Source organism: Streptomyces sp. NPDC055506 (assembly GCF_053643595.1).
This window is the reverse complement of sequence record NZ_JBSHKH010000006.1, coordinates 95,151-118,793: the sequence shown is the minus strand read 5'-3', so window position 1 is coordinate 118,793 and position 23,643 is coordinate 95,151. Positions and strand designations below refer to the sequence as shown.

General features: G+C 71.7%; 22 protein-coding genes and 1 pseudogene. 13 read left to right on the top strand and 10 right to left on the bottom strand.

Annotated features, from left to right (window positions below):
* Window positions 1–125: 125 nt before the first annotated feature.
* Window positions 126–1,343, top strand: a complete 1,218-nt coding sequence (locus ACWIF2_RS04455; protein ID WP_454358542.1) for a GNAT family N-acetyltransferase — start codon at window positions 126–128, stop codon at window positions 1,341–1,343.
* 7 nt (window positions 1,344–1,350) lie between these two features.
* Here the strand turns inward: ACWIF2_RS04455 and ACWIF2_RS04450 are convergent, their stop codons facing one another.
* Window positions 1,351–2,592, bottom strand: a complete 1,242-nt coding sequence (locus ACWIF2_RS04450; protein WP_454358541.1) for an FAD-dependent oxidoreductase — start codon at window positions 2,590–2,592, stop codon at window positions 1,351–1,353.
* A gap of 100 nt (window positions 2,593–2,692) precedes the next feature.
* Here ACWIF2_RS04450 and ACWIF2_RS04445 point away from each other — a divergent pair, with 100 nt between their 5' ends.
* Complete coding sequence (locus tag ACWIF2_RS04445) at window positions 2,693–3,697, top strand: helix-turn-helix transcriptional regulator (protein WP_454358540.1); 1,005 nt, start codon at window positions 2,693–2,695, stop codon at window positions 3,695–3,697.
* A 23-nt stretch (window positions 3,698–3,720) separates the two neighbouring features.
* On the opposite strand, the gene cpt is transcribed toward ACWIF2_RS04445, so the two are convergent.
* Together cpt and ACWIF2_RS04435 are read right to left on the bottom strand one after the other, a co-directional pair.
* A complete protein-coding gene (gene cpt / locus ACWIF2_RS04440; RefSeq protein ID WP_454358539.1) occupies window positions 3,721–4,254 on the bottom strand; it encodes a chloramphenicol phosphotransferase CPT in 534 nt (177 codons plus the stop codon).
* A gap of 27 nt (window positions 4,255–4,281) precedes the next feature.
* Complete coding sequence (locus tag ACWIF2_RS04435) at window positions 4,282–5,241, bottom strand: peptidoglycan-binding domain-containing protein (protein ID WP_454358538.1); 960 nt, start codon at window positions 5,239–5,241, stop codon at window positions 4,282–4,284.
* A 1,077-nt stretch (window positions 5,242–6,318) separates the two neighbouring features.
* Between ACWIF2_RS04435 and ACWIF2_RS04430 the strand changes: the two genes are divergently transcribed.
* Window positions 6,319–8,397: a DHA2 family efflux MFS transporter permease subunit gene (locus ACWIF2_RS04430; protein WP_454358537.1), complete on the top strand. Its 2,079-nt coding sequence runs from the start codon at window positions 6,319–6,321 to the stop codon at window positions 8,395–8,397.
* An 8-nt stretch (window positions 8,398–8,405) separates the two neighbouring features.
* On the opposite strand, the gene ACWIF2_RS04425 is transcribed toward ACWIF2_RS04430, so the two are convergent.
* The gene (locus ACWIF2_RS04425) at window positions 8,406–8,897 is read right to left on the bottom strand and encodes a GNAT family N-acetyltransferase (RefSeq protein ID WP_454358536.1); all 492 of its coding nucleotides are present in this window, start codon (window positions 8,895–8,897) and stop codon (window positions 8,406–8,408) included.
* 148 nt (window positions 8,898–9,045) lie between these two features.
* Between ACWIF2_RS04425 and ACWIF2_RS04420 the strand changes: the two genes are divergently transcribed.
* The gene (locus ACWIF2_RS04420; RefSeq protein WP_454358535.1) at window positions 9,046–9,753 is read left to right on the top strand and encodes a hypothetical protein; all 708 of its coding nucleotides are present in this window, start codon (window positions 9,046–9,048) and stop codon (window positions 9,751–9,753) included.
* Between the two features lie 4 nt (window positions 9,754–9,757).
* Entirely contained in the window at window positions 9,758–10,252 is a 495-nt protein-coding gene (locus ACWIF2_RS04415; RefSeq protein ID WP_454358534.1) for a hypothetical protein, read from the top strand.
* A gap of 24 nt (window positions 10,253–10,276) precedes the next feature.
* On the opposite strand, the gene ACWIF2_RS04410 is transcribed toward ACWIF2_RS04415, so the two are convergent.
* Window positions 10,277–10,684 carry a DnaJ family domain-containing protein gene (locus ACWIF2_RS04410; protein WP_454358533.1) on the bottom strand — a complete coding sequence of 136 codons (408 nt, stop codon included), beginning with the start codon at window positions 10,682–10,684 and terminating at the stop codon, window positions 10,277–10,279.
* A gap of 80 nt (window positions 10,685–10,764) precedes the next feature.
* Between ACWIF2_RS04410 and ACWIF2_RS04405 the strand changes: the two genes are divergently transcribed.
* Window positions 10,765–11,157 carry a hypothetical protein gene (locus ACWIF2_RS04405; protein WP_382492868.1) on the top strand — a complete coding sequence of 131 codons (393 nt, stop codon included), beginning with the start codon at window positions 10,765–10,767 and terminating at the stop codon, window positions 11,155–11,157.
* 16 nt (window positions 11,158–11,173) lie between these two features.
* Here the strand turns inward: ACWIF2_RS04405 and ACWIF2_RS04400 are convergent, their stop codons facing one another.
* Together ACWIF2_RS04400 and proP are read right to left on the bottom strand one after the other, a co-directional pair.
* Window positions 11,174–11,845, bottom strand: a complete 672-nt coding sequence (locus ACWIF2_RS04400; RefSeq protein WP_454358532.1) for an O-methyltransferase — start codon at window positions 11,843–11,845, stop codon at window positions 11,174–11,176.
* A gap of 104 nt (window positions 11,846–11,949) precedes the next feature.
* A complete protein-coding gene (proP, locus tag ACWIF2_RS04395; protein ID WP_454358531.1) occupies window positions 11,950–13,344 on the bottom strand; it encodes a glycine betaine/L-proline transporter ProP in 1,395 nt (464 codons plus the stop codon).
* Between the two features lie 275 nt (window positions 13,345–13,619).
* Between proP and ACWIF2_RS04390 the strand changes: the two genes are divergently transcribed.
* From ACWIF2_RS04390 to ACWIF2_RS04375, 4 genes are all read left to right on the top strand, one after another.
* A complete protein-coding gene (locus ACWIF2_RS04390; RefSeq protein WP_454358530.1) occupies window positions 13,620–15,671 on the top strand; it encodes a bifunctional glycosyltransferase 87/phosphatase PAP2 family protein in 2,052 nt (683 codons plus the stop codon).
* A 142-nt stretch (window positions 15,672–15,813) separates the two neighbouring features.
* Window positions 15,814–17,022: an argininosuccinate synthase-related protein gene (locus tag ACWIF2_RS04385; RefSeq protein ID WP_454358529.1), complete on the top strand. Its 1,209-nt coding sequence runs from the start codon at window positions 15,814–15,816 to the stop codon at window positions 17,020–17,022.
* A gap of 81 nt (window positions 17,023–17,103) precedes the next feature.
* A complete protein-coding gene (locus ACWIF2_RS04380) occupies window positions 17,104–17,835 on the top strand; it encodes a 2OG-Fe dioxygenase family protein (protein WP_454358528.1) in 732 nt (243 codons plus the stop codon).
* Between the two features lie 50 nt (window positions 17,836–17,885).
* Window positions 17,886–18,854 carry a DMT family transporter gene (locus ACWIF2_RS04375; RefSeq protein WP_454358527.1) on the top strand — a complete coding sequence of 323 codons (969 nt, stop codon included), beginning with the start codon at window positions 17,886–17,888 and terminating at the stop codon, window positions 18,852–18,854.
* On the opposite strand, the gene ACWIF2_RS04370 is transcribed toward ACWIF2_RS04375, so the two are convergent.
* Entirely contained in the window at window positions 18,789–19,781 is a 993-nt protein-coding gene (locus tag ACWIF2_RS04370) for a helix-turn-helix transcriptional regulator (RefSeq protein WP_454358526.1), read from the bottom strand. The two genes, ACWIF2_RS04375 and ACWIF2_RS04370, sit on opposite strands and share 66 nt — an antisense overlap.
* A gap of 371 nt (window positions 19,782–20,152) precedes the next feature.
* On the opposite strand from ACWIF2_RS04370, the gene ACWIF2_RS04365 reads away from it, so the two are divergent.
* A complete protein-coding gene (locus ACWIF2_RS04365; RefSeq protein ID WP_454358524.1) occupies window positions 20,153–20,965 on the top strand; it encodes a hypothetical protein in 813 nt (270 codons plus the stop codon).
* Between the two features lie 5 nt (window positions 20,966–20,970).
* On the opposite strand, the pseudogene ACWIF2_RS04360 reads toward ACWIF2_RS04365, so the two are convergent.
* Window positions 20,971–21,360: pseudogene (locus ACWIF2_RS04360) on the bottom strand (ATP-binding protein); the annotation flags it as partial.
* Window positions 21,361–21,453: 93 nt separating this feature from the next.
* Here ACWIF2_RS04360 and ACWIF2_RS04355 point away from each other — a divergent pair.
* Window positions 21,454–22,290 carry a helix-turn-helix domain-containing protein gene (locus tag ACWIF2_RS04355; RefSeq protein ID WP_454358523.1) on the top strand — a complete coding sequence of 279 codons (837 nt, stop codon included), beginning with the start codon at window positions 21,454–21,456 and terminating at the stop codon, window positions 22,288–22,290.
* A complete protein-coding gene (locus ACWIF2_RS04350; protein WP_454358522.1) occupies window positions 22,262–22,459 on the top strand; it encodes a DUF397 domain-containing protein in 198 nt (65 codons plus the stop codon). Before ACWIF2_RS04355 ends, ACWIF2_RS04350 begins: the two co-directional genes overlap by 29 nt.
* Here ACWIF2_RS04350 and ACWIF2_RS04345 read toward each other — a convergent pair.
* Entirely contained in the window at window positions 22,443–23,612 is a 1,170-nt protein-coding gene (locus tag ACWIF2_RS04345; RefSeq protein ID WP_454358521.1) for a steroid 3-ketoacyl-CoA thiolase, read from the bottom strand. The genes ACWIF2_RS04350 and ACWIF2_RS04345 overlap by 17 nt on opposite strands.
* Between the last annotated feature and the right edge of the window lie 31 nt (window positions 23,613–23,643).

The following is a 23,643-nucleotide window of genomic DNA, read 5'->3' as shown; positions in this document are numbered from 1 at the left end:
CTGGCCCCACAGGGCGATGGTCGGCCATGCGGTCGTAATTCGCTTGCTCTTGTCGCGGGGCGGCGCTGCACTGTGGCCTGACGCCACGGTCGTGGTGCCGGTATCCCGAGGAGGCAGCGGCAACGATGGAGATCCGTCCCACGACCGACAAGGATCTCGACGTCTTCGTCGACACCCTTCACGCCGCGTTCGGGCTTTTCCCGGAAACCCCGGTCGACGGCGGCGGGCTCTGGTGGTCGGCACTCGAAACGGACCGCTGCCTGCTCGCCCTGACGGCGGACGGGCGGCCCGTCGGCACCGCCGCCAGGTACTCCTTCGAGCTCACCCTGCCCGGTGAGGCCCTCGTCCCGGTCCCCGGGGTGACCGCCGTCGGCGTCCTGCCCTCGCACCGGCGCCAGGGCGTGCTCACCGCGATGATGCGGCATCAGCTCGCCGGGCTGCGGGCCGGCGGGGATTTCCTTTCCGTGCTGCTGGCCTCCGAGGCCTCGATCTACGGCAGGTTCGGCTACGGACCGGCGACCCACACGGCGGAGCTGAAGGTGCCTCGCCACCGGGCCGCCCCCGCCCTGCCCCGGGCGGGCGGAACGGCCGGCGCCCGGGCGCCCGGCTCGGTCGAGGTGCTGCGGCGGGCCGAGTGCGGCGAGATCCTGGAAGAGGTCTACGACCGGTACCGCCGCGCCCAGCCCGGCGCGCTGTCCCGGCCGCACCGCTGGTGGGCCCTGCGCGCGGGGCAGCCCCCGATATCGCCTGCGCCGCGCTACGTCGCCCTCCACCGGGACGCCGACGGCACCCCGGACGGGTACGCCAGCTACTCGATCGAGTCCGGCACCCTGACGGTCGACGAGACCATCACCGCCGACGACGCCGTCTTCACGGCCCTGGCCCGGTTCGTGCTCGAACACGACCTGGTCTCTCACGTCGTGTTCAAGCACGTCCCGCCCGATCACCCGCTGCGCTGGCAGCTCGCCGACCTCCGCGCCGGCGAGGTGAGCGGCGTCATGGACTGGCTCTGGGTGCGGCTGCTGGACGTCCCGCGTGCGCTGACCGCGCGCGGCTGGTTCACGGACGGCGAGCTCGTCCTCGACGTCGAGGATCCGTTCCTCGGCGAGCACGACCGCTATCTGCTGACCGTCCGGGACGGCAAGGCCGACTGCGTCCCGACGGACCGGGAGCCCGATCTGTCTCTGGACATCAGAGACCTGGGCTCGGTCTACCTCGGCGGCACCGCCCCGAGCACACTGGTGCGCGCCGGCCATATCCGGGCCCACCACCCGGGCGCGGCCGGCCTCGCCGACGCACTCTTCCGCGCCGAGCGCTCCCCGCACTGCCTGCACTGGTTCTGACACACGGTCATCGATGACGCAGCCGGGCGACGGCGGCCAGGACCGGGGTGGTCACGGCGGTGGCGGCGGCGCCGAGCGCGGTGTCGGTGGCCAGGATCAGACGGACCGTTCTCATGGCCAGGCCGAGGACCTCGCTGCCGCGCCGGCGCATGCCCGCCTCGAAGTCGTTCACGGCCTCGGCCGTCGTCCTACCGCCGTCCTTGACGTCCCCCAGGTGCTCAAGCAGGGCGGCGGCATCGCGGATCGCCGCGCCGGCGCCCATTCCGGCGGTGGGCGGTGTCGCGTGGACGGCGTCGCCGAGCGCGGTGATACGGCCCGCGGGCCAGGGCGCGAGCTCGGCGGCGCGGGTCGAGGCGGCGTTGAAACGGTACGCGGCCACGCTGTGCGGGTCGGCACGGGCGATGACCTCAAGCGTGTGCTCGGCCCAGCCTTGCTCACGGAACCGTCGCGACAGCGCGGCCCGCAACTCGCCGTCGCGCAACGCGCGCAGGGAGTCGGTCGCGGGGGACTCGGGGAACATGGCGCCCCAGATGTAGGTGGGACCGGTGGTGACGGACATCCGCAGCTCGGGGGCGTCGAGCGCGGCGTTGCCGACCGGGTCGAGGAAGCCGACGTACAGTGCCGCACCCCGTGGGCCGATCGCCATCGCTGACCGTGGTCCGAGCCGTTGCCGCTCACCGGGGCTCAGGTCGGCGCGGAGGGTACGGCCGGAGAACCCGATGATGCCCGCCGGGCTGTTGGTCCGGCCTCCCGCCAGGTGCCGGGCGACCAGGGAGTGGGTGCCGTCCGCGCCCACCACCAGATCCGCCGGGACGGGCGCGGCATCGGGGAACAGCACCCGGGGTGCGCCGTCCTCGCCCAGGTCGACGCCGGACACCGTCCGCCCCAGACACAGGTCGTCGCCGACCTCCTCGGCCAGCAGCATGCGCAGGGTGATCCGGTCTACGTCGATGCCGGCATCGCCGCTGAGATCCGGTCCCCGGCCGAGCAGCCGGCCGCGACGGTCCCAGAACGCGTCGCGGTCGCGCAGCCGCAGCGCCGAGCCCGACGCCAGCAGCCGCCGCATGGTCTCCGGCGCCACCAGCTTCCGCAGCGCCGACTGGGCCCGTTCGTCCAGGGTGATGTGGTAGCCGCCCGTCGCCGCCACGTCGGTGTCACGGTCGAACACCGCCACCTCGAACCCCCTGCGGCGCAACCCCGCCCCCAGCGCGAGTCCACCGATCCCGCCACCGACCACGACAACACGCATACCGATCCGTCCTTTTCCGCCACTGATTGCCCCCACCGGCAGGCAACAGTGGCACCGGTACTGGACACCGAGTGGCCACTACCAGGGGGATGATGGGGCGATGGCGAGCACCTCGGAACGTGCCTTGCGCCTGCTGTCCCTGTTCGGGTCGCGCCGGCTGTGGCCACTGCGCGAACTCGCCGCCGGACTCGACGTCAGCGAGCGCACCGTCCGCCGTGACATCGAGACCCTGCGCCGGCTCGGATACCCGATCACCACCGTCCACGGACCCGATGGCGGCTACCAGCTCGGCGCCGGACACACCCTCCCGCCGCTGGTGTTCGACCAGGATCAGGCCCTCGCGGTCGCGGTGGCCCTGCAGGCCGCGCCCAGCACGGTGTTCGGCCTGCGGGACGACGCGGCGCGGGCGCTGGTCACCCTGGAACAGGCCATGCCCGCCGCGCTGCGGGAATCGATGAAGTCCCTGCGCCTGACCAGGTTGCGGAACTACTGGGAGTTCCCTGGAGCCCCCATCGACTCGGCCGCGCTCACCGCCGTCGGGGCCGCGGCGCGCCACCGCCACGTACTCGTCACCGAGACGCTGCGCGCCGACGGCTCACGCCCCGGAACCGGCGACGAGGACTTCCTGCCCGCCCGCCGCATCGAACCCCACCATCTGGTCGTCTGGGCCGGCCGGTGGTACCTGGTCGCCTACGACCTGGAAGACCACGAGTGGCGAGTGCACCGTGTCGACCGGCTCCGCCCCCGCCCCACCACACACCGCTTCGGTCCGCGCGAGCTCCCCTGCGACGACCTCGCCCACTTCGTCATGAGCAGTCACGATCGCGGCGACACCCCCGCCGCCTGGCCGTGCACCGGCACCGCCCGGCTCAACCTGCCGGCCGGTGTCGTCGCCCGCTGGGCACCGGGCGGTTCGGTCGTCGAGCACCTCGACGCCGAGCACTGCCGCCTCACCCTCGGCGCCTGGTCCTGGGCCGGGGTCGCCGGGATCCTCGCCACCTTCGACACCGAACTCACCGACCTCCACCCGCCCGAACTCGCCGACGCGTGCCGCCGGATCGCCGGCCGGTTGGCCATTGTCGCGGACACCGAAGGAGGGGCGTAGGTGACGCCCTGGGGGCCGGCGGGTCAGCCGATGCGGGTGGCGATGGTGCGGGCGCACTCCAGGGACTCGGTGTGTGTCGTGTCGACCTCCAGGTCATAGCTCACGCCCTCGTGCACGACCTGTGCCTGTGCCGCGGCCATGCCCCGGACCCGGTCTCCCCGGGCGATCTCACGGGCCGCGGCGACCGCGCTGTCACACCTGACGCCGACCCACAGCACGGAGAGTCCGGCCAGGGCCTTCCGCCACCGCTGCTGGGAGGCCGCGCCGCCGAGGAAGACGTCGTCGACGATGACCCGGGCGCCGGCGCGGGCCATGGCGGCGATGCCCTCGGTCCAGGCGGCGTCCAGGGCCCGGAAGTCCGCGCCCACGTTCACACCGCCGTCGGGCGCGAAGGTGATCCCGCCGTCCGAGCCCTTCATCCTCGCGGGCAGCGCCTCGACGAACGCGTCGACGCCGAAGGCCGGCCAGGGGTCCGGCAGCACCTCTTGCAGGCACCGTACGAGTCCGGACTTGCCGGAGCTCGAACCGCCGTTGAGAACGATCACCTGAGTAGTCACGGCGTCACCGTACGGCGCCCGGGTGGTCTACGGCTCCTTGGTTTCCGACTCCAGTCTCGTCCGGGTCTCACGGTCGTAGACGCCGAGGTCGTCGGCCTGGATACCGCGTGAGAACTGGTAGTTGCGGACCGCGTCCTGGAGCCGGTTGTCGAAGGTGCCGTCGGTGTCGTCGTCGTAGAGGAACAACTGGCGCAGGCGCGACTGGAGTTCGGTGACCTCCGGGCCCCGGTCGCCGAGGCGCAGGACGCTGGGGTTGTCGCTCTGGCGGGAGTTGCCCGGCGGTGACTTCCCGGGGTCGGTCGCCGTCGCGGACGTCTCGGGCGCCGAGGGGGAGGCCGTCTGCGACGGGCTCGCCGAGGCGCTCGGCGCGGACGGTGACGGGGACGCCGACGGGCTGCTGGTACGTGACGGGGCCGGCGGCGGTGCCGCGGGGGTCGACGGCGTGGCCGGTGCGCTCTCCTCCGGCGCCGAGGACGCCGCGCTGCTCGACGGGGCGTCCGGCACGCTCGCGCGGATGTCGTCCGGCAGCGCGGTGTTCCGGGAGGGCCCCTCGTAGAAGAACAGTCCGCTCGCGTACCCCGCCGCCGTCACGACGGCGACACATGCGCCGGCCGCGGCGAGGAGGACGATACGACGCCGCCGCCCGGGCCTGCCGGACTCGGGTTCTACCGGCTCCGGCCGCCCCGGTGCCACGGCCGCCGTCCCGGTCCCGTCGAACATCCGCAGATCGGTGACACTCGGCTCGGTCCCGTCGGGGCCCAGGGGCGTGGGCAGCACGGAGGTGGCGTCCGGGGCGGCGGCGGCCGGGACGGCGGGCAGCACGGTGGTCGCGTCCTGATCCGGGGCGCCCGCGCCCGGCGCCGGGATGCTCGGCAGCACGGTGGTCGCGTCCGGGGCAGGGGTGACCGGCAGCACGGTGGTCGCGTCCGAGGCGGAGGCGGCCGGGAACGCGGTGGTCGCGTCCGGCTCCACCGGGCGCAGGGGCATGGTGGTGTCGGCGGGGGAGGGCGGTGGCGCGACGCTCCCGGGGTGCGATGCCGGTTGCGAGGCTCCCGCAGGGTCCGTGAGCGGCTGTCGCGGGGCGCCGTCGGACGCGGGGGCTCCGGCTCGTGGGGGCATGGCCGGGGCGTCGGGCGCGGATGGTCGCACGGCTCCTGCGGCGCGCGATGCCTCCGCCGGGTTCGTCCCGGGCCGTCGCGAGGCCCTGTCGGGCGCCTGCGCGGGGGAGGGCGGCTGTGATGCTCCCGCAGGGTCCGTGAGCTGCTGCCGCGGGGCGTCGTCAGGCGCCTGCGCCGGGCCCTCGGAGTGCGGGGCCTGGGCGAGCGGGCGGACGGTCGGGGTTTTCGACGGGGGCGGTTGCGCGGGGCCTGCGGTGTGCGTGGCCTTCGTCGGGTCCGTCCGGGCGTGTCGCTCGGCTCCGTCGGGGCCCTGCGCGGGGCCTTCGGAGTGCGGGGCCTGGGCGAGCGGGCGGACGGTCGGGGTTTTCGACGGGGGTGGTTGCGTGGCGCCTGCGGTGTGCGAGGCGTGCGCCGGGTCCGTCCGGGCGTGCCGCTCGGCTCCGTCGGGGGTCTGCGCGGGCTCTCCGGGGTGTGAGGCCTGCGTGGGCGGGGAGTCCGGCGAGGTCGGCTGCGCCGCGCTCGCGGTGTGTGAAGCCCCCGTGGCCGGAACCGCTGGGCGCGACGCCCCCGTGCCCGGAACCCCCGGGCGCGAATCCCCCGCCCCGTCGTCGAGTTCGACGTACGGGCGGATCCGGAGCGGGTCGAAGTCCTCCGCTGCCGCCGCCTGGGCCGTGCGGGTGTCGCGCAGGGCCTCGGCGGCCCGGTGGGCGCAGGCGCAGGCAGGGGACTTGTCCTGCTGTCTGGGCGCGCCGCACTCCGGGCACGGGTGACCGTTAGGCGGTTCCACGCGTTCCTCCCTCCCCTCGCGAACTCCAGAGATTATCCAGATCTTCTCCACAGTGCGGTCGGGGAGCCCCCGGAATGAACGCTTCCAAAAGGACTCGGCAGGCCATACCCCGTCACACCGGTCACGATGGAAAATGTCACAGGACCCTCGGGAGGTCGCATGGCCGGGGATGTGCACGAGACGACACCGCCACCCGCACCTTCACCTGCGGAAACCCTCGCCCCGGAGCAGGTTCCCGGGAATGTGCTGGTCTCCATCGGAGCCCTGCTCCTCGGCATGCTGCTCGCCGCACTGGACCAGACCATCGTGTCGACCGCTCTGCCCACGATCGTCAGCGACCTCGGCGGCATGGACCATCTGTCCTGGGTCGTCACCGCCTACCTGCTGGCCGCCACCGCCGCCACCCCCCTGTGGGGCAAGCTCGGCGACCAGTACGGCCGCAAGAGGCTGTTCCAGACGGCGATCGTGATCTTCCTCATCGGCTCCGCGCTGTGCGGGGCCGCGCAGGACATGACCCAGCTCATCGCCTTCCGGGCCCTGCAAGGGCTGGGCGGCGGCGGGCTGATCGTGCTGTCGATGGCCGTCGTCGGGGACCTCGTCCCGCCCAGGGAACGCGGGCGCTACCAAGGGCTGTTCGGGGCCGTGTTCGGCGCGACCAGCGTGCTCGGGCCGCTGCTCGGCGGGCTGTTCACACAGCATCTGAGCTGGCGTTGGGTGTTCTACGTCAATCTGCCCGTCGGCGTCGTCGCGCTCGCCGTGATAGCGACCGTCCTGCACCTCCCGCGCCGGTCGCAACGGCACGTCATCGACTACCTCGGCACCTTCCTCATCGCGGCCGTCGCCACCTGCCTGGTGCTGGTCGCCTCCCTCGGCGGGACGACCTGGGGATGGGGATCCGCGCAGATCGTCGGGCTCGCCGTCCTCGGCGTCGTCCTCGCGGTCGCCTTCGTGGCCGTCGAGCGGCGCGCCGCGGAACCCGTGCTGCCGCTCAAGCTGTTCCGCGTCCGCACCTTCACGCTCGCCGCCGTGATCAGTTTCGTCGTGGGCTTCGCCATGTTCGGCGCGATGACCTACCTGCCGACCTTCCTCCAGGTCGTGCAGGGCGTCAGCCCGACCATGTCCGGAGTGCACATGCTCCCGATGGTGCTGGGGCTGCTGCTGGCCTCGACGGCCTCCGGGCAGATCGTCAGCCGTACCGGGCGCTGGAAGGTGTTCCCGGTCGCCGGCACCGGCGTCACCACGCTCGGGCTGCTCCTGCTGCACCAGCTCGACGAGCACAGCTCCACCGTCCAGCTGAGCGGCTTCTTCCTTGTGTTCGGGCTGGGGCTCGGTTTGGTGATGCAGGTCCTCGTGCTCATCGTGCAGAACGCCGTCCCGTACGAGGACCTGGGCGTCGCCACGTCCGGGGCGACGTTCTTCCGCTCGATCGGCGCGTCGTTCGGCGTCGCCGTCTTCGGCACGATCTTCGCGGGCCGGCTCGGCGACGAGCTCACGGACGCCTTCCGGGGCGCACGGCTGCCGCCCGGAGTCTCCGTGGACTCGCTGGAGGCCGACCCGCGCGGCATCGCCGCCCTGCCGTCCGGCCTGCAGCCGCCTGCCCTGCACGCCTACGCCGTCTCCATCACGGACGTCTTCCTCTACGCCGCCCCGGTCGCGCTCCTCGGCTTCGTGCTGGCCTGGTTCCTGAAGGAGGACCGGCTGCGCGGCTCGGTCACCGCGCCCGACGTCACGGAGACCCTGGCGAGCAACCCCGTCCAGCGGACCTCGTACGACGAGGTGTGCCGCGCGCTGTCGGTGCTCGGCACCCGCGCGGGGCGGCGCGAAGTCTACCGGAAGATCACCGAACGGGCGGGCTACGACCTGCTGCCCGCGGCGAGCTGGCTGCTGCTGCGGATCCGGAGATACGGCGAGGTGGAGCCTGCCGTGCTGGCCGACAGCATGCCCGTGCCGCTGACCGTGATCATCGAGGCCGCCCGGCAGATCGAGGAACGGCGGCTCGCCGTGCGCGAGGGCCTCGGCCTGGTCCTGACCGGCCAGGGCCGCGAGGTCGCCGACCGGCTGGCCCGAACCCGCGAGGAGTCCCTCGCCGAGCTGCTCGGCGACTGGTGGACCCCCGACCGGCCGGCCGATCTGGTCCAACTCGTAAAGGAGTTGAACGGCGAACTCTGCGGGTCACGCCGCGAGCGACCGTACGACGACGGCCCCTCCGAGGAACGGCGCGTGGCACAGCTGGGCTGAACGCCGGTTCAGACGAGGGACTTGGCGAACCAGTGCTCGGCGTACCGGTCGTCGTTGTACGGCTCGGTCTCCGCGTAGCCCAGCCGGGCGTAGAGGGCACGGGCCTCGACGAGATCACCGCGGGTGTCGAGAATCAGCCGCACGGCACCGAGCGCACGGGCGGCGTCCTCGGCGGCCCGGACCAGGAGCTGGGCACCGCCCCTGCCGCGCATCGACGGGTGCAGGAACACCCGCGTGAGTTCGGCGGTCGTGCCGTCGTACAGCCGTACGCCCGCGGTGCCGGCCGGTTCACCGCCGTACCGGGCGACCAGCAACCGCCCGCGCGGCGGCGCGAGGTCGCATCCCGGCTCGGCGGCGATCTCCCGCTCCAGCTCCTCCGGGTCGGTCCTGCGACCCTCGTGCAGCAGGTACCAGCGGTCGCTGACCTCGGTGTAGTACGCCCGCCACAGAGCGGCGGCGACGGGGGAGTCGTACGGCTCCGGGGCCACGGTCCAGGTCATGAGCGCATTCTCGGCCACTGCCGCACCGTGCCCGCAACCGGATTTGTGTGACCGCCGTGTGCCGTTTGGGGGCGGGATTCCGGGCTACCCGGTGCGGCGAACCGGTCCGTGAGGAGGGCCGGTTGGGCCGAGAACCCGGAAGGCATCCATGTCCACTGGCCTGATCATTGCTCTGATCGTGATCGCGGCGGTCGTCATCATCATCGCGGCCGCCATGACCTTGCGCGCCCGCGGGCCTCGTCGCGGCCCGAGCCTGAAGCGGCGCTTCGGACCCGAGTACGAGCGGGCCGTCGCCCGCCACGACGGCGACGCCAAGGCCGCCGAGCGCGAACTCACCGAGCGGGTGCACCGCCACGGCGACCTGCGCGAGCGGTCGCTGGACCCGGCGCAGCGCGAGCGGTACGAGGCGCGCTGGACGGCCGCCCAGGAGCGGTTCGTCGACTCGCCGCGGGAGGCCGTCGCCGAGGCGGACCGGCTGCTCGCCGAACTCGCCGGCGCCCGGGGCTTCCCGGACGGCGGCCAGTACGAGGAGCAGCTCGCCGCGCTGTCCGTGCACCACGCCCATCACGTCGACGGCTACCGGCGCGTGCACCGTGCGGCACATCTGCGCGCGGAGGACGCCCGCGACGGCGGCACCGGTACGGAAGACATGCGGGAGGCCATGGTGGCGGCCCGCGCCCTGTTCGAGGAACTGGTACGGCCGGCCCGCCACGACGGCGGCACCGGACGGCACGAGGACGGACGCCATGAGGACGGACACCGCCGTGCCGGACTGAACGGCGGCCGCAAGGCCGCGAACACCCGTGGCGGACACCTGCCGTGGGCGCTCAACCGACGCCAGGCGAAGGAGAGTTGAGGCAATGTCCGACGTGACCCGACCGTCCGGCGAGAACACCGCCGCCGCCCCCGACGCTCGAGGCGAGAGCGCCCTGGGCACCGGCCACGGCACCGGCGCCACGAACAAACTCACCGTCCCCAAGGACACCAGCGCCCCCGGCCCCACCCGGGAGAGCACCCCCCGAGAGGGCACCTCCCGAGAGGGCACCTCCCGAGAGGGCAAGCACGCCCACCTCTTCCCCCACGACGAGTCCGACAAGCTCGGCCTGCAGTTGCAGCACGCCGTCGCAGGGTTCGTCGACGGGCCCCGGGCCTCCGTCGAGGAGGCCGACCACGTGCTGGAGGAGATCGCGGCCCGGTTCACCGAGGCCGTGGCGCAGCGTCGCCGCACCCTGCGTCACTCCTGGCAGTCCGTCGAGAGCGGGGAGGGCAAGCCGGTGTCGAGCGCCGACACCGAGCAGCTCCGGCTGGCCCTGAAGGACTACCGCGAGCTGGCGGAGCGGCTCCTGCACGTGTGAGCCACCCCGTTCACCACTCCCCGTTCACCGATCCGCCCGGCGCTCCCGCCACTGCCGTACGACGTCCTCGACGTCGTACGGCTTCTTGCCCAGCGGGGGGCCGGGCGGCGGCTTGAACATCATCTCTCGGATCTTGTCGTTGATCTCCGTGATGATCTTCCGCGCGATCCGTTCCGAGGGCGCCGCGAGGGCCGCGACCAGCGCGTCCTCGGCCTCCTTGCGCAGCGCCAGCGCCGGCGGCAGGACGGAGAAGCCCTCGCGGGCCATCTTCCGCTTGATCCACCACAGTTCGTCGTAGGCGGAGTCCACGTCGGCCGGCAGCGGCTTGCCCGCCCCCGGCAACCGTTCGAACTCGCCGCGGGTCTCCGCGTCGCGGATCTGTTTGTCGACCCAGGACTCGAAGTCGACGCCGGGTGGCTTTCGCTCGGTCATGACCCCATTGTGCCGGACAGCACGCAGCCGGGCGTTCTATCATGCGGCGGGCCCAGACCCACGTCACAGGAGGAGCGCACGTGCTCGAACTCACCATGGCCGCCGTGTCCCCGGCGGAGGAGGGTGCCACGGCCGGCATGCTCATGGCCGACGCGCCCAGCGAGCCGGGTGCCGTGCTGCGGGTGGGCCGCGACAAGTCGGTGTGCCGGCTCTCGACGCCGGACGACTGGCTGTTCGTCTCCCGCGTCCATCTGGAGTTCCTGTGCGGCCCCGACGGGACCTGGCAGCTCACCTGGCTGCGCGGCTCGCAGCCCGACCCGTCCTCCGAAGTCCGGCTGACGGTCGGGGAGTACGCCCAGCCCCTCGCCTACGGCGGCACCGTCCCGCTTCCCCGGGGCGGCAGCGGCGAGATCATCATCCAGGACCGCACCGCCCCGCGCAGCGTCAACGTGGGCTTCTACCACGAGGTCTGACGGCGACCCGGCGCTCTCAGGCCAGCACCCGCGCCACCGCGAACCCGTCGTAGCCCTTCGTGCCCACCGTCTGGATCGCCGTCCCGCTCAGCCTCGGATGGCTGCCGATCAGCTCGATCGCGGCGCGGGTGCCCACCACGTCCGGGGCCGTGCTGGCGGCGTCGGTCACGCGGCCGCCGCGGACGACGTTGTCGAGGACGATCAGGCTGCCCGTGCTGCTGAGCTTCACGGCCCACTCGACGTAGTGCGGGTTGTTGGCCTTGTCGGCGTCGATGAAGACCAGGTCGAACGGGGGCGGGTTCTCGTCGGCCAGCTTGGGCAGCGACTCCAGGGCCGGGCCGACCCGCACCTCGACCAGCTTGTCCAGGCCGGCGCGGGCGATGTTGCGGACGGCGACCTCGGCGTGCAGGGGGTCGTACTCCAGGGAGACCAGCCGCCCGTCGGCGGGCAGGGCGCGGCCCAGCCAGATGGTGCTGTAGCCGCCGAGCGTGCCGATCTCCAGGATGTGGCGGGCGCCCTGGATCTGGGCGAGGAGCTGGAGCAGCTTGCCCTGGTTCCCCGCGACGTTGATGTGCGGAAGCCCTGCGGCGTCGCTGTCCCGCAGCGCCGCCGCCAGGTCTTCGTCGTCCGGTGCGAGGTGGGCGGTGAAGTAGGCGTCGACCTCGCCCCAGACGTGCGACTCGCTCATGCACCTCTACCTTTCGTACGCATAGTTAGATTCGCTAACTACTGACGTTGTCGAAGATAGTTGGTGCGGCGGTCCGCTGCCAGGGGGATTTCACCCGGCGTGTCTCAGCCCGTCACGGACGGTGCCGAGCCGGGCAGCGGGCGCCCCGCCGACTCCGCCATGCGCCACACCGCGAAACCGCCGACCACGGCCGCGGCCATCATGTAGTAGGCGGGCATCATCATGTCCCCGGTCGCGCCGATCAGGGCCGTGACCACCAGCGGGGTCGTGCCGCCGAACAGGGATACGGAGACGTTGAAGCCGATGGAGAGCGAGCCGTAGCGGACCCGGGTCGGGAACAGCGCCGGGAGCGCGGACGGCATCGCCGCCGTGAAGCACACCAGCAGCATGCCCAGCGCGCCCATGCCGAGCCCGACCGCGAGCAGGCTGCCCTGGCGGATCAGCAGCAGGGCCGGGACGGACAGCAGCAGGAAGCCGGCACAGCCGGTGGCGATCACCGGGCGGCGTCCGGCGCGGTCGGTCAGCGCGCCGACGAACGGCTGGGCGATCATCATCAGCGCCATCACACCGAGGACGACGAGCAGACCGTGCGTCTCGTCGTAGTGGAGCTGACCGGTCAGGTAGCTCGGCATGTACGACAGCAGCATGTAGTCGGTGACGTTGAAGACCAGCACCAGGCCGACGCAGAGCAGCAGTGCGCGCCACTGGCCGGTGATCATCTCGCGCAGCGGCACCTTGGGCCGGTTGTGCTCGGCCTTCTCGGCCTCGGCGGCGAACGCCGGGGTCTCCTCGAGGCGCATCCGCAGGTAGAGGCCGACGATGCCCATCGGGCCCGCGATCAGGAACGGCAGGCGCCAGCCCCATGAGGTCAGGTCGTCGGCGGAGAGCAGGGCGGTCATCAGGGTGACCAGGCCCGCGCCGCCGATGTAGCCGGCGAGGGTGCCGAACTCCAGCCAGCTGCCGAGGAAGCCACGCCGCTTGTCGGGGGCGTACTCGGCGATGAAGGTGGAGGCGCCCGCGTACTCGCCGCCGGTGGAGAAGCCCTGCACGAGGCGGGCCACGAGGAGCAGGATCGGCGCGCCGACACCGATCGTCGCGTACGACGGGATCAGACCGATCGCGAAGGTGCCCGCGGCCATCATGATCATGGTGAGCGCGAGGACCTTCTGGCGGCCGACGCGGTCGCCGAGCGGGCCGAAGACCATGCCGCCGAGGGGACGGACCAGGAAGGCCGCGGCGAAGGCGCCGAAGGTGGAGAGCAGCTGCGCGGTGGGGTTGCCCGACGGGAAGAAGACCTTGCCCAGGGTGACCGCGATGTAGCTGTAGACACCGAAGTCGAACCATTCCATCGCGTTGCCCAGTGCGGCCGCCTTCACGGCGCGCTTGACCAGCGCGGGGTCGGTGACGGTGGTGTCCTGGGCCTTCGCCGTGCGGCTCTTGAGCGCGGACGTGGGAGCAATGACTGAGGCAGTCACAAGACTCGCTCGCCTACCTTTCATCGGGGACTGGGGCGCGGTCCGCGCGGCGGCGCTGTCGAACGGGCCGAAAAAGCGACGATAGGCGGAGAATGCCCGCTCACGGGCGGTATGCCTTTCGTTGCAGGGTGCATCTAAACACCGGCTGTGCAGGCACGCATGCCCGGCTGGGAGCGGTTCCCACGTGATCTTGGTGTGATCCTTCTCGCGTTCACGAGAGGCAACCGCGCGTCGCGCGCACTATCGTCAACCGGATGAAGGGGGCGTAAGGGTCATACAGCGCAGAAGGCCGACGAGGCGTGACGAATGCGGAGCGCGGCGGGCGACCGACGGAAGCCTTCGGAGCGACGGCCGTCGGCAGACCTCACGCACGCCTGCGCATGGCCTGCCTCGGGCTCTGGCTGATCGTCGCCGTCCTCGCCGCACGGCAGGTGGCCGTCGTCCTCGGCACCCCGCGCGGGGAGCGGCTGACGGACCTGGAGACCTGGGTCGGGCCGAACGGCGTCCTGCACGTGAACGGCTCGCTCTACGACTCGACGCGCTTCACCGGCACCCCCTTCAACGGACTCGTCCTCAAGCCCCTCACTCGCTCGGCCGAACAGGCCCTCGGCTGGGGCTGGACCTTCGGCACGCTGCTGCTGGTCGCCGCCCTCGGACTGATCGCCGCCCGCGCCCTGCCCCAGCCCATCGGCCGCCGCACGGCGCTGCTGGCCGCCCCCGTCGCCATCGGCCTGCTCATGCTGTCCCTGCCGGTCCGCAACACCCTGTGGCTCGGCCAGACCAGCATCATCCCGGTCCTGCTCGTCCTGCTCGGCTGCTTCGTCGCCCACGGCCAGCGGACCAGCGGACTGCTCATCGGGGTCGCGGCCGCGCTCCAGCCCACCCTGCTGCTCTTCACGCCCCTGCTGTGGTGCACGGGCCGCAGACGCGCCGCGCTCTCCGGCGGCGCCACCTTCGCCGCCTGCACCGCGCTCGCCTGGGCGGCGATGCCGCACGACTCCTCCGTCTACTGGGTCCACCACCTGGCCGGCGCCGGCCTCGGCGGCCGGGCCGACGACCTCGGCAACCAGTCCCTGCACGGCGCCCTGCTGCGACTCGGCCTGAACGGCCCCCTGGAGGTCGCGCTCTTCCTGGCCCTCGGCGCGGCCGTCGCCGTCCTCGCCCTGCGCCGCGCCGTGCGGTACTTCGCCGACGGCCAGCTGCTCCTCGCCGTCGCGATCACCGGCTGCGCCGCCATCGTCGTCTCGCCCACGGCCTGGCAGCACCAGCTGCTGTGGGTGCTGCTCGCGGTCGTCGGCAGGGCCGGCAGACGCGCCCGCGACCGGTACGTATGGCCCGTCGCCGTCGTCCTGGTCATGACCCTGCCGACCAGGCTGCTGCTTCCGGACATGGCGGCACTGGAACCGCTGCGCGCCGACCTCGTCCTGCTGGCCGCCCTGGCCGCCGCCGTGGCCGTCCCGTTCCTGTCCCGCGCCTCGCCGTACTACCAGTCGCCGATACCGACCGAGTACGCGCCCGCCGCCCCGGCCCGCTTCCGGCACATGCCGCTGCCCCTCCTGCGCCGGGCCCTCACCCGGCCGAACCTCCTCCTGGAGCTTCTCCTCCTCCGGGTGGCCTACGCCGCCTACTCCCAGGTCCGGCTCGCCGCCACCGGCGGCAGCATCTCGGCCGGCCGGGCCGAGGCCGAGGAGCACGCCTGGCAGATCCTCGGCCTGGAACGCGCCCTGCGCATCGACATCGAGCACTGGGCCAACCACGCCGTGGTGCGGACCGACTGGCTGCGGGACTTCTCCGACTTCTACTACGAGTCGTTCCACTTCGTCGTCCCGCTGGCCGTCCTCGCCGTCCTGTACTGGCGCCGCCCCGCCGACTACCGCTGGGCCCGCTCCGCCATCGGCTTCGCCACCCTGCTCGCCCTGGCCGGCTTCTGGCTCTACCCGCTCGCCCCGCCGCGGCTGATGCCGACACTCGGCTTCATCGACACCGTCCACGGCGTCCAGGACTTCTCCCAGCCCGACTACGGCACGCTCACGGGCATCACCAACCAGTACGCGGCGATGCCGTCGCTGCACTTCGGCTGGGCATTGTGGTGCGGCGTCGTGATCGCCGTGCTGCCGCGCCGTTGGTGGCTGAAGGCCCTGGGGCTGGTGCACCCCCTGCTCACCGGCTGCTCGATCGTGACGACCGGTAACCACTGGGTGCTGGACGCGGCCGGGGGAGCGGTGGTGGTCGGAGCGGGCTTCGCGCTGACGTACCTGCTGTCCGGGCCCCGGGCGGCCACCGCAGCCGCGCGCCGGGCGTCCCGGGCGGCGGATCCGAGCACCGGCCGGTCGGCCAGTTCCGTCGGCTGACGCACCGCACCGGCCGGATCAGCGTGTCGGAAACCGTTTCCGGGTCCGGTCATGGCCGGGCACGGACGCCGGAATCCGTTGTCGGGCGCTTCCCGGCACGGAAGTCTCCTCCTCTGTGACCAGTGCAGAGGTTGAAGAGGCCATGCGTTCCCCGCTCATACGTTCCTTCTCGCAGCTCGGCTCCCTGGACCCGGGCCGCCCCGTCGTGACGCTGTTCAGCGGCGGACTCGACAGTTCGTATCTGCTGCTGCGGCTGCGCCGGATGGGCATCCGCGAGGTGCACGCCGTGAGCGTCGACATCGGCGAGGACGAGTCCAGTACCTACAAACGCCAGGTGGCCGAAGCGCTCGGCGCGACGATCCACATCCTCGACCGGCGTGCCGAGTTCGCCGACCGGTACGTGGCTCCCGCGATCGCCGCTCAGGCCGTCTACCTCGGTATCCACCCCGTCAGCTCCACGCTGAGCCGCCCACTGATCGCCCACAGTGCGGTCGGGCTGGCCCGTGCGCTCGACGCGCAGGCCGTGCTGCACACCGCCAACCGCTCCCAGAACACCCTGCGCCGCCTCAACGGGGCGCTGGGGCTGCTCGGTTACGAGGGCGCGTTCGGCAGCCCGTACGATCTCGATCCCGTCACTCGCGACGAGAAGCTCGTCGAACTGCGCGCCGCCGGCATCGATCTGCTCGCCGGGCGGATCGTCAGCGGCGATTCCAACCTGTGGTGCCGCGAGTTCGAGTCGGGCATCCTCGACGACCCCGAACTCCACGAGGTCCCCGAAGAGATGTACACCTGGAGCCGGCCGACCGCCCGCCCCGGTGACACCGACACCCTGACCGTCACCTTCGAACACGGGCTGCCCGTCGCTCTCGACGGAGAACCGCTGCCGCTGACCGGGCTGGTCGAGCGGCTCAACCGGCGGGTCGGCGCGTACGGGCTCGGCCGCTACTCCGGCCTGGAGCACCTCGATCACGGCGAGAAGGTCCTCGAGATCCGTGAGATGCCCGCCGCCTGGCTCCTGCTCAGCAGCTACCGGCACATCGAGAGCGCCTGCCTGGACGCCGAACTCATCCGCGAGAAGCGGCATCTGGAACAGGTCTGGACGCGGGAGGCCCTCGAGGGCCGCTGGTTCGGCGAACTGCGGCTCGCGGCCCAGGTGTTCATCGACGCCTGCGCCGCCCGCACCACCGGGTCCGTGACCTGGCGGCTGCGCACCGGCGGCGCCGACACGCGCTCCATCGCCGTCGGATCACCGCTGTATCTGCGTGACCGGGAGGCGTGGGAGGAGCGGGCGATCAGCGCGGAGTCGGCGCCGTTCGTCCCTGCGGCGGAGACCGTTCTCGCCGCGGTCTGAGTGCTCCCTCCCACCCTTCTCGCCATCTCCCCCCCTCCCCGCGTCGTCCCCTCGTCTGCTCTTCTCCCTCTGGAGTACGCCATGACCACTGCCGCCATCCATCACCCCGCTGCCGTCGATGCCGTCAACGCCCTCGCCGGGCCCGGCGGTCATCTGATGCCCGCCGCACAGCTCTCCGCGCTGGCCGGTGTCGGCTCAGCCGACTGGGCGCGCTTCGCCGCCCACTGGGACGAGCTCACCCTCGACACGTACATGGCCGACGGAGGCACGTACCGGTTCCGTCGCTACGGACAGTTCGAGCTCGACCCCGTCGAGGGCGAACTGACCCTGCTTCCGCACGCGCCGTACCGCCAGGAGTCGGACATCAATCCGCTCAACGGCGGCATCGAGCGGGTATTCGACCCGCTGACCGAGTCCTTCGCCGGTGACCCGCTGCTGCGTTCCGTCCTCGTCGAACTCGGCCGCATCTTCACCGCCGTCGACGGCACCGAGTCGTGGAACGTGAAACTGCACCCGTACCGCATCAGCGCCTCCACGGACCAGCAGGGTCAGCCGGCGCCCGAGGGCCGGCACCGTGACGGCGTCACCTTCATCACCTCGCTGCTGATCGGCCGCAGCAATGTCACCGGTGGTGAGAGCGGCGTCTACACCGACGAGGGCGATCACCTGCTCACGGTTACCCTGTCCGAGCCCGGTGACCTGCTGCTGGGCGACGACCGCCGCACACTGCACTCGGTGACCCCGGTGCAGCCGGTGGACCCCGAACTCGCCGCCCATCGCGACGTGCTGGTGATCGCCTACACCGCGCGCTGAGCCGCCGCTCCAGCCCCATATTTCATCGTCCGCCGCCCTAGGAGTCCCCCATGCCCGTCAACGCGGCCCGCCGTGCCTGGCTGACCGATCTGCCCGTCCTGCTGGTCGCGGTGGTGTGGGGCTCCAGTTATCTCGCGGCCAAGGACATCACCACGACCCAGACCGTCCTCGCCGTGCTCGTCCTGCGGTTCGGGGTGGTGCTGCCGGTCCTGGTCGTCACAGGGTGGCGCAAGCTGCGGGCGCTCGACGGGGCACAGATACGGGGCGCCGGCGTCCTCGGGCTGATCCTGTCCGGGATCTTCCTCCTGGAGACGTACGGCGTCGTGCACACCTCCGCGACCAACGCCGGGCTCATCATCAGCCTCACCATGATCTTCACGCCGCTCGCGGAGAGCCGGCTCACCGGCACCCGGCCCTCCCGGTCGTTCGTCGCGGCCGCGGGGCTCTCGGTGCTGGGTGTCCTGCTCCTCACCCAGGGCGCCGGGTTCAGCGCACCGTCCCTCGGCGACCTGCTGATGCTGGGCGCGGCCGTGGCCCGTACCGTGCACGTCCTGGCGATGTCGCGCATGCGGTCGGTGCAGGGTGCGGACGCGCTGTCGATGACCACGGCTCAACTGGGCAGCGCGGTCATGGTGTTCGCGCTCTTGCTCGCGGCGCCCGGTACCGGCAGCACCCCGTGGGCGGCCGCGGCGGACTTCGACGCCGGGGACTGGCTCGGACTGCTCTACCTGTCGGCGTTCTGCACCCTGTTCGCGTTCTTCGTGCAGATGTGGGCCGTACGCCGGACCTCGCCCTCCCGGGTCAGCCTGCTGCTCGGTACCGAGCCGGTGTGGGCCGCCGTCTTCGGAATCGCACTCGCCGGGGACCGGCCGGGATGGCTGGGGCTGCTGGGCGCGCTCCTCGTGCTCGCGGGCACGGCATGGGGCCGCAGCGCGGCCGCCCCGCGGCAGACGTCAGTCGTCGAGCCAGCCGAGCCGGACGGCGCAGACACCGGCCTGGAATCGGCTGGCCGTTCCTAGCCGTTCGGTCAGTTCGGAGACGAGGCGGCGGACCGTGCGCTCGGAGACCCCGAGCTTGCGGGCCATCGCCTCGTCGGTGAGTCCGCCCCCGAGCATCCGCACCAGCTCGCGGTGGCGGCCGGTCGGGTGCCAGTCGCCCTCGGGGCTGTCGGTCGCGGACTCGGTCAGCACAGTGGCACTGGCCCAGCAGTGCTCGAAGATCCCCCGGAACACCCCGACCAGCGTCTCGCCGCGCAACACGACGGCGGCGATCTCCCCGTCCGATGTCTGGGACGCGGGCACGATCGCCAGCGAGCGGTCCACCACGATCAGCCGCAGCGGCAAGGTGTGCGCGGTGCGGACCTGGGCGCCCGCCCCGTTCAGCCGCCGCAGATAGGCCGTCATGTGCGGAACGGCGGCCGCCGAGCTCAGATGGATCGTACGCATCCGTACGCCGCGGCCCAGCACGATCCGGTCGCGTTCGAGTCCCGCCTCGACCATCCCGGCGGGCAACGCGCGGCCGGGGTGCAGTGAGAGCACCTCCTCCTCCGCCCGCCGCGAGGCGTCCTCCAGGACCGTCGACACGTTGGCCAGACCATTCACCACCTCCATCTGCGCGGAGGCCAGGTCACGGGCGTGCACCGGCTGGAAGTCCGCCAGGACCTGGGCGAGCGAGGAGCGTGTCTGCCGGACGGTGGTCAGCAGGGCGTTCGTGTGCCGCTCCTCGTCGAGGAGCAGCTTGCGCAGCGCGGTGTCCGGGGCGAGCGCCGTCCAGCCGTTGTGGTTGTCCGAGGACGGTACGAACAGGCCGAGTTCGCCGAGCAGCCGGAGCGCCTCGGCGAGTTCCGTCCCGCTCCAGCCGCGGTTCTCGGTGAGGGTCTCCGGGCGCCAGGCCGCGTTGTCGAGAGCGAGCCGGTAGAGCTCCTGTGCTCGGGCGCGTGCGTCCACGTGGATATCCCCCCACCGATCAACGGGCGCCGTCCCCCTGACGCTCCGTCGGGGATCTTAGAAACGGTTCTGTCCATCGGGAAAGCCACCATCCGCTATACGGACAGCCGGCCGGTTCCGCGCCGCGCCCCGGCCGTCGTCCGCCCCTGGCCATGGCCGGTCCCGGAACTCCCGTCGCCGTAGCCGCGAACGGGTTCGCCACAACATGCTGAGCCCCCGGCCTTCGCCGCTGACCACACGCTCGACGACCGTCGAACGACGACCTTTCGGACGACAATCCAGGGGGACCCTCATGTCTGCTCCTACTCACCTGCTCCGTGGCCTGATCGTGGTGCTCGCGAGCAGCGACTCGCTGATCTGGGGATGAGCCGATGGCCGGACCGAGAGTCGCCGTCGTCGCACCGCTGACCGGTCCGCGTACGGACTGGGGAGCGACCCTTCTCAGTCATCTGGAACGGGTCAGGGCGGCCCGCCCGGACGCCGCAGAATGGCACATACATGATGAGACACCGGAGGTCGCCCGTACTGTCGCCGCCGCCGGTTACGCGGCCGTCGTCGGCCACACCGACGCGGCGGGGGCCCGCCGAGCCCTGCCGGTGTACCAGGCCGCTGGGCTGCCCTGTCTGATGCCCTTCGTACGGGCCGGGGCGCCCGCACTGAGCTGGGCGCCCGACGGGGACGCACTGGCCCGCAGGATCGTCGAGGGAGCGCTGGCCCTGGGGGTGAACGCGCTCGCCGTCGCCCACGACGAGGAGCCCGGCTGGGCGGCGCTCGGGCTCGCGGTCGGCGAGGAGGCCGGGCGAGCGGGGCTCGCGCCGGGCCCCGGTGGCGCGCTGGCGGTGCTGGCACCGCAGGGCCGGTTCGCGCGCTTCGCACAGGGTGCGGGCCCCGTCCTCACCCCGACGGACTGCGGGCTGGTCTCCTTCGCTCAGCTGCGCCACGCGGCATCGGACCGCGAGGTGTGGGCCGTCCACCCCCAGATGTGCGCGGCACGCCGGGTCGGAGCCGCCGTCACGGCACTCGCGCAGGCACTCTCCGAGGCTCCCGCACTGCGCGGAACGGAACTGCTGGATGCCGTACGAGTCCGCTCGGGAACCCTGCTCACCGCCGAGGGAGCCCCCTTGGGCGACGGCTGGCTGATCTCCCGGCTGCCGTGGGCGTGCGCGGTGGGGACCCCGCTCTGACCCTCTGTTCCGCATTCGAACCACACGGTCTTCCCACCGTCACGCCATACCGACACGCCCCACTTGTCGGTCATCGCGTCGAGCAGGAGCAGTCCACGGCCGTTCTCGGACTCCGGGTCCGGCCGGGGCGGGGAGACGGGCAGCCGGTCGCTGCCGTCCGACACCTCGACCCGCACGCCGTGCGGCTGCCGCAGCAGCAGCAGGGTGCAGCGCCGGTCCGGGACGTGCCGTACGACATTGGCGAGCAGTTCGGTGACGCCGAGTTCTACGGCGTCGGACAGCTCGGGCGTACGCCACTCTTCGAGGAAGGAGCGGACGATACGGCGGATGTGGCGGGCGGCGTGATCACCGACGGTGAGGCGGATCGTGTACTGGGCGGGAAAGTATTCGTTCACAGGACGAGGCTGACGTGCGGTGACTACTCTCGGCTATGGAACGGATACAACCGGTCCTGTAGTGGGCCGTGTTGCGCGAGAGGGGCTTCTGTCGTGACTCACATCAATGCCCTTGACCCGGGTGCGTCGCCGCTCGATTACTACGGCTTCGAGTTGCGGAGGTACCGGGAGGCGGCCGGGCTGACGCAGAAACAGCTTGGGGAGATCGTCAACTACACCGGCTCGCTCGTCGGCCAGATCGAAACGGCTCGGAAGCTTCCGACGCCGGAGTTCAGTCAACGGGCGGATGCGGCACTGGAGACGGGAGGGCAGTTGTCCCGGCTGGTCGACCTGGTGCTGCGCAGTCAGCTTCCGGCATGGTTCCAGCAGGTGGCGGAGCTGGAGGCGCGGGCCACGGAGATCTGTACGTTTCAGACTCACGTGGTGCATGGGCTCCTTCAGACGCGGGCGTACGCACGTGCCGTGCTCGGCGTGCTGGATCAGACCAACCTCGACGACCGCACGGCAGTCCGGCTGGCTCGCCAGCGCATCTTCGAGAAGGAGGAGTCGCCGGTCCTGTGGATGGTCATCAGTGAGGCGGCTCTGTATCAGGAGATCGGCGGGTCAGAGACCATGCGAGGCCAACTGGCCCACTTGTTGTCCTTCTCGCACAACCCCCGGATCAACATTCAGGTGCTCCCATTTTCCGCCGGAGCGCACGCCGGACTCCAAGGCGCATTCAATCTCTATCGGTTCGATCGCGACCCGGACATTGTCTATACCGAGGGGTATGGCAGCGGGCATCCGACCGCGAATCCGGACACCGTCAAGGACTGCTCGCTCCGTTACGATCATCTTCAGGCCGCCGCGCTCTCCCTCAGGGATTCGGCGGAGTTGATCCGGCGACTGATGGAGGAACGCTATGGCGAGCAAGGGGATCCAGTGGCGTAAGTCCAGCTACAGCGGTGACCAGGGCGGTGATTGTGTAGAGGTCGGCGAAGACCCTGCCATCATCGCAATACGCGACTCCAAGAACCCGGCGGGACCGATCCTCACCCTCGATCCCGCCACGTTCACCACCTTCATCAACTGGACGACGGCGACTACAGCCGCTGAATGATCGTGCCGGTGGCCAAACCGCCCCCCGCACACATGGTGATCAGCGCGAACTCCTTGTCCGTGCGCTCCAGTTCATGAAGCGCCGTCGTGATGAGCCGGGCCCCGGTGGCTCCCACCGGGTGCCCGAGCGCGATCGCGCCGCCGTTCACGTTCACCTTCTCCAGGTCCTGCTCGAAGACCCGCGCCCAGCTCAGCACCACGGACGCGAACGCCTCGTTGATCTCGACCAGGTCGATGTCCTCGAGGGACATCCCCGCCTTGCCCAGCACGGCGTTGGTCGCGTCGATCGGTCCGTCCAGGTGGAAGTGGGGGTCGGCTCCCACCAGCGCCTGGGCGACGATCCGGGCCCGGGGCCGCAACTTCAGGGCGCGAGCCATCCGCTTCGACGCCCACATGATCGCGGCCGCCCCGTCGGAGATCTGCGACGAGTTGCCGGCCGTGTGCACCGCCGTAGGCATGATCGGCTTCAGGGAGGCCAGCGCCTCCGCCGACGTGTCGCGCAGACCCTCGTCCTTGTCGACCAGGCGCCACATGCCCTGCCCGGCGTGCTGTTCCTCCTCCGTCGTCGGGACCTGGACGGCGAAGGTCTCTCGTTTGAAGCGCTCCTCCGCCCAGGCAAGGGCGGCTCGTTCCTGGGAGGCGAGCCCGAGGGCGTCGACGTCCTCCCTGGTCAGGCCACGATGGCGGGCGATGCGCTCGGCCGCCTCGAACTGGTTCGGGAGGTCGACGTTCCACTCGTCGGGGAACGGCTTCCCGGGTCCGTGCTTCGAGCCCGACCCCAGCGGCACCCGGGACATCGACTCCACCCCGCACGAGATGCCGACGTCGATCACGCCGGTGGCGACCATGTTGGCCAGCATGTGCGAGGCCTGCTGGGAGGAGCCGCACTGTGCGTCGACGGTCGTCGCCGCCGTCTCGTAGGGCAGCCCCATCGTGAGCCAGGCCGTGCGCGCGGGGTTCATGGACTGCTCGCCGGCGTGGGTGACCGTGCCGCCGACGATCTGTTCGACGCAGTCGGCGGGGATGCCGGTGCGGCCCAGGAGTTCGCGGTAGGTCTCGCCCAGCAGATAGGCGGGGTGCAGATGGGCGAGCGCGCCGCCGCGCTTGCCGATCGGGGTGCGTACGGCTTCGACGATCACGGGTTCGGCAGCCATGGGTGCGGGTCCTCTCCGGGAGGCTACGCGG

Excerpts from the sequence above, each read along its gene's own strand:
- proP (WP_454358531.1), bottom strand. The coding sequence starts at position 13,344 with ATGAAAGGTAGGCGAGCGAGTCTTGTGACTGCCTCAGTCATTGCTCCC.
- ACWIF2_RS04345 (WP_454358521.1), bottom strand. The coding sequence starts at position 23,612 with ATGGCTGCCGAACCCGTGATCGTCGAAGCCGTACGCACCCCGATCGGC.
- ACWIF2_RS04375 (WP_454358527.1), top strand. The coding sequence starts at position 17,886 with ATGCCCGTCAACGCGGCCCGCCGTGCCTGGCTGACCGATCTGCCCGTC.
- ACWIF2_RS04425 (WP_454358536.1), bottom strand. The coding sequence starts at position 8,897 with ATGACCTGGACCGTGGCCCCGGAGCCGTACGACTCCCCCGTCGCCGCC.
- ACWIF2_RS04455 (WP_454358542.1), top strand. The coding sequence starts at position 126 with ATGGAGATCCGTCCCACGACCGACAAGGATCTCGACGTCTTCGTCGAC.
- ACWIF2_RS04415 (WP_454358534.1), top strand. The coding sequence starts at position 9,758 with ATGTCCGACGTGACCCGACCGTCCGGCGAGAACACCGCCGCCGCCCCC.
- ACWIF2_RS04365 (WP_454358524.1), top strand. The coding sequence starts at position 20,153 with ATGGCCGGACCGAGAGTCGCCGTCGTCGCACCGCTGACCGGTCCGCGT.
- ACWIF2_RS04380 (WP_454358528.1), top strand. The coding sequence starts at position 17,104 with ATGACCACTGCCGCCATCCATCACCCCGCTGCCGTCGATGCCGTCAAC.
- ACWIF2_RS04445 (WP_454358540.1), top strand. The coding sequence starts at position 2,693 with ATGGCGAGCACCTCGGAACGTGCCTTGCGCCTGCTGTCCCTGTTCGGG.
- ACWIF2_RS04385 (WP_454358529.1), top strand. The coding sequence starts at position 15,814 with ATGCGTTCCCCGCTCATACGTTCCTTCTCGCAGCTCGGCTCCCTGGAC.
- ACWIF2_RS04350 (WP_454358522.1), top strand. The coding sequence starts at position 22,262 with ATGGCGAGCAAGGGGATCCAGTGGCGTAAGTCCAGCTACAGCGGTGAC.
- ACWIF2_RS04420 (WP_454358535.1), top strand. The coding sequence starts at position 9,046 with ATGTCCACTGGCCTGATCATTGCTCTGATCGTGATCGCGGCGGTCGTC.
- ACWIF2_RS04410 (WP_454358533.1), bottom strand. The coding sequence starts at position 10,684 with ATGACCGAGCGAAAGCCACCCGGCGTCGACTTCGAGTCCTGGGTCGAC.
- ACWIF2_RS04435 (WP_454358538.1), bottom strand. The coding sequence starts at position 5,241 with ATGCCCCTGCGCCCGGTGGAGCCGGACGCGACCACCGCGTTCCCGGCC.
- ACWIF2_RS04450 (WP_454358541.1), bottom strand. The coding sequence starts at position 2,592 with ATGCGTGTTGTCGTGGTCGGTGGCGGGATCGGTGGACTCGCGCTGGGG.
- ACWIF2_RS04400 (WP_454358532.1), bottom strand. The coding sequence starts at position 11,845 with ATGAGCGAGTCGCACGTCTGGGGCGAGGTCGACGCCTACTTCACCGCC.
- ACWIF2_RS04430 (WP_454358537.1), top strand. The coding sequence starts at position 6,319 with ATGGCCGGGGATGTGCACGAGACGACACCGCCACCCGCACCTTCACCT.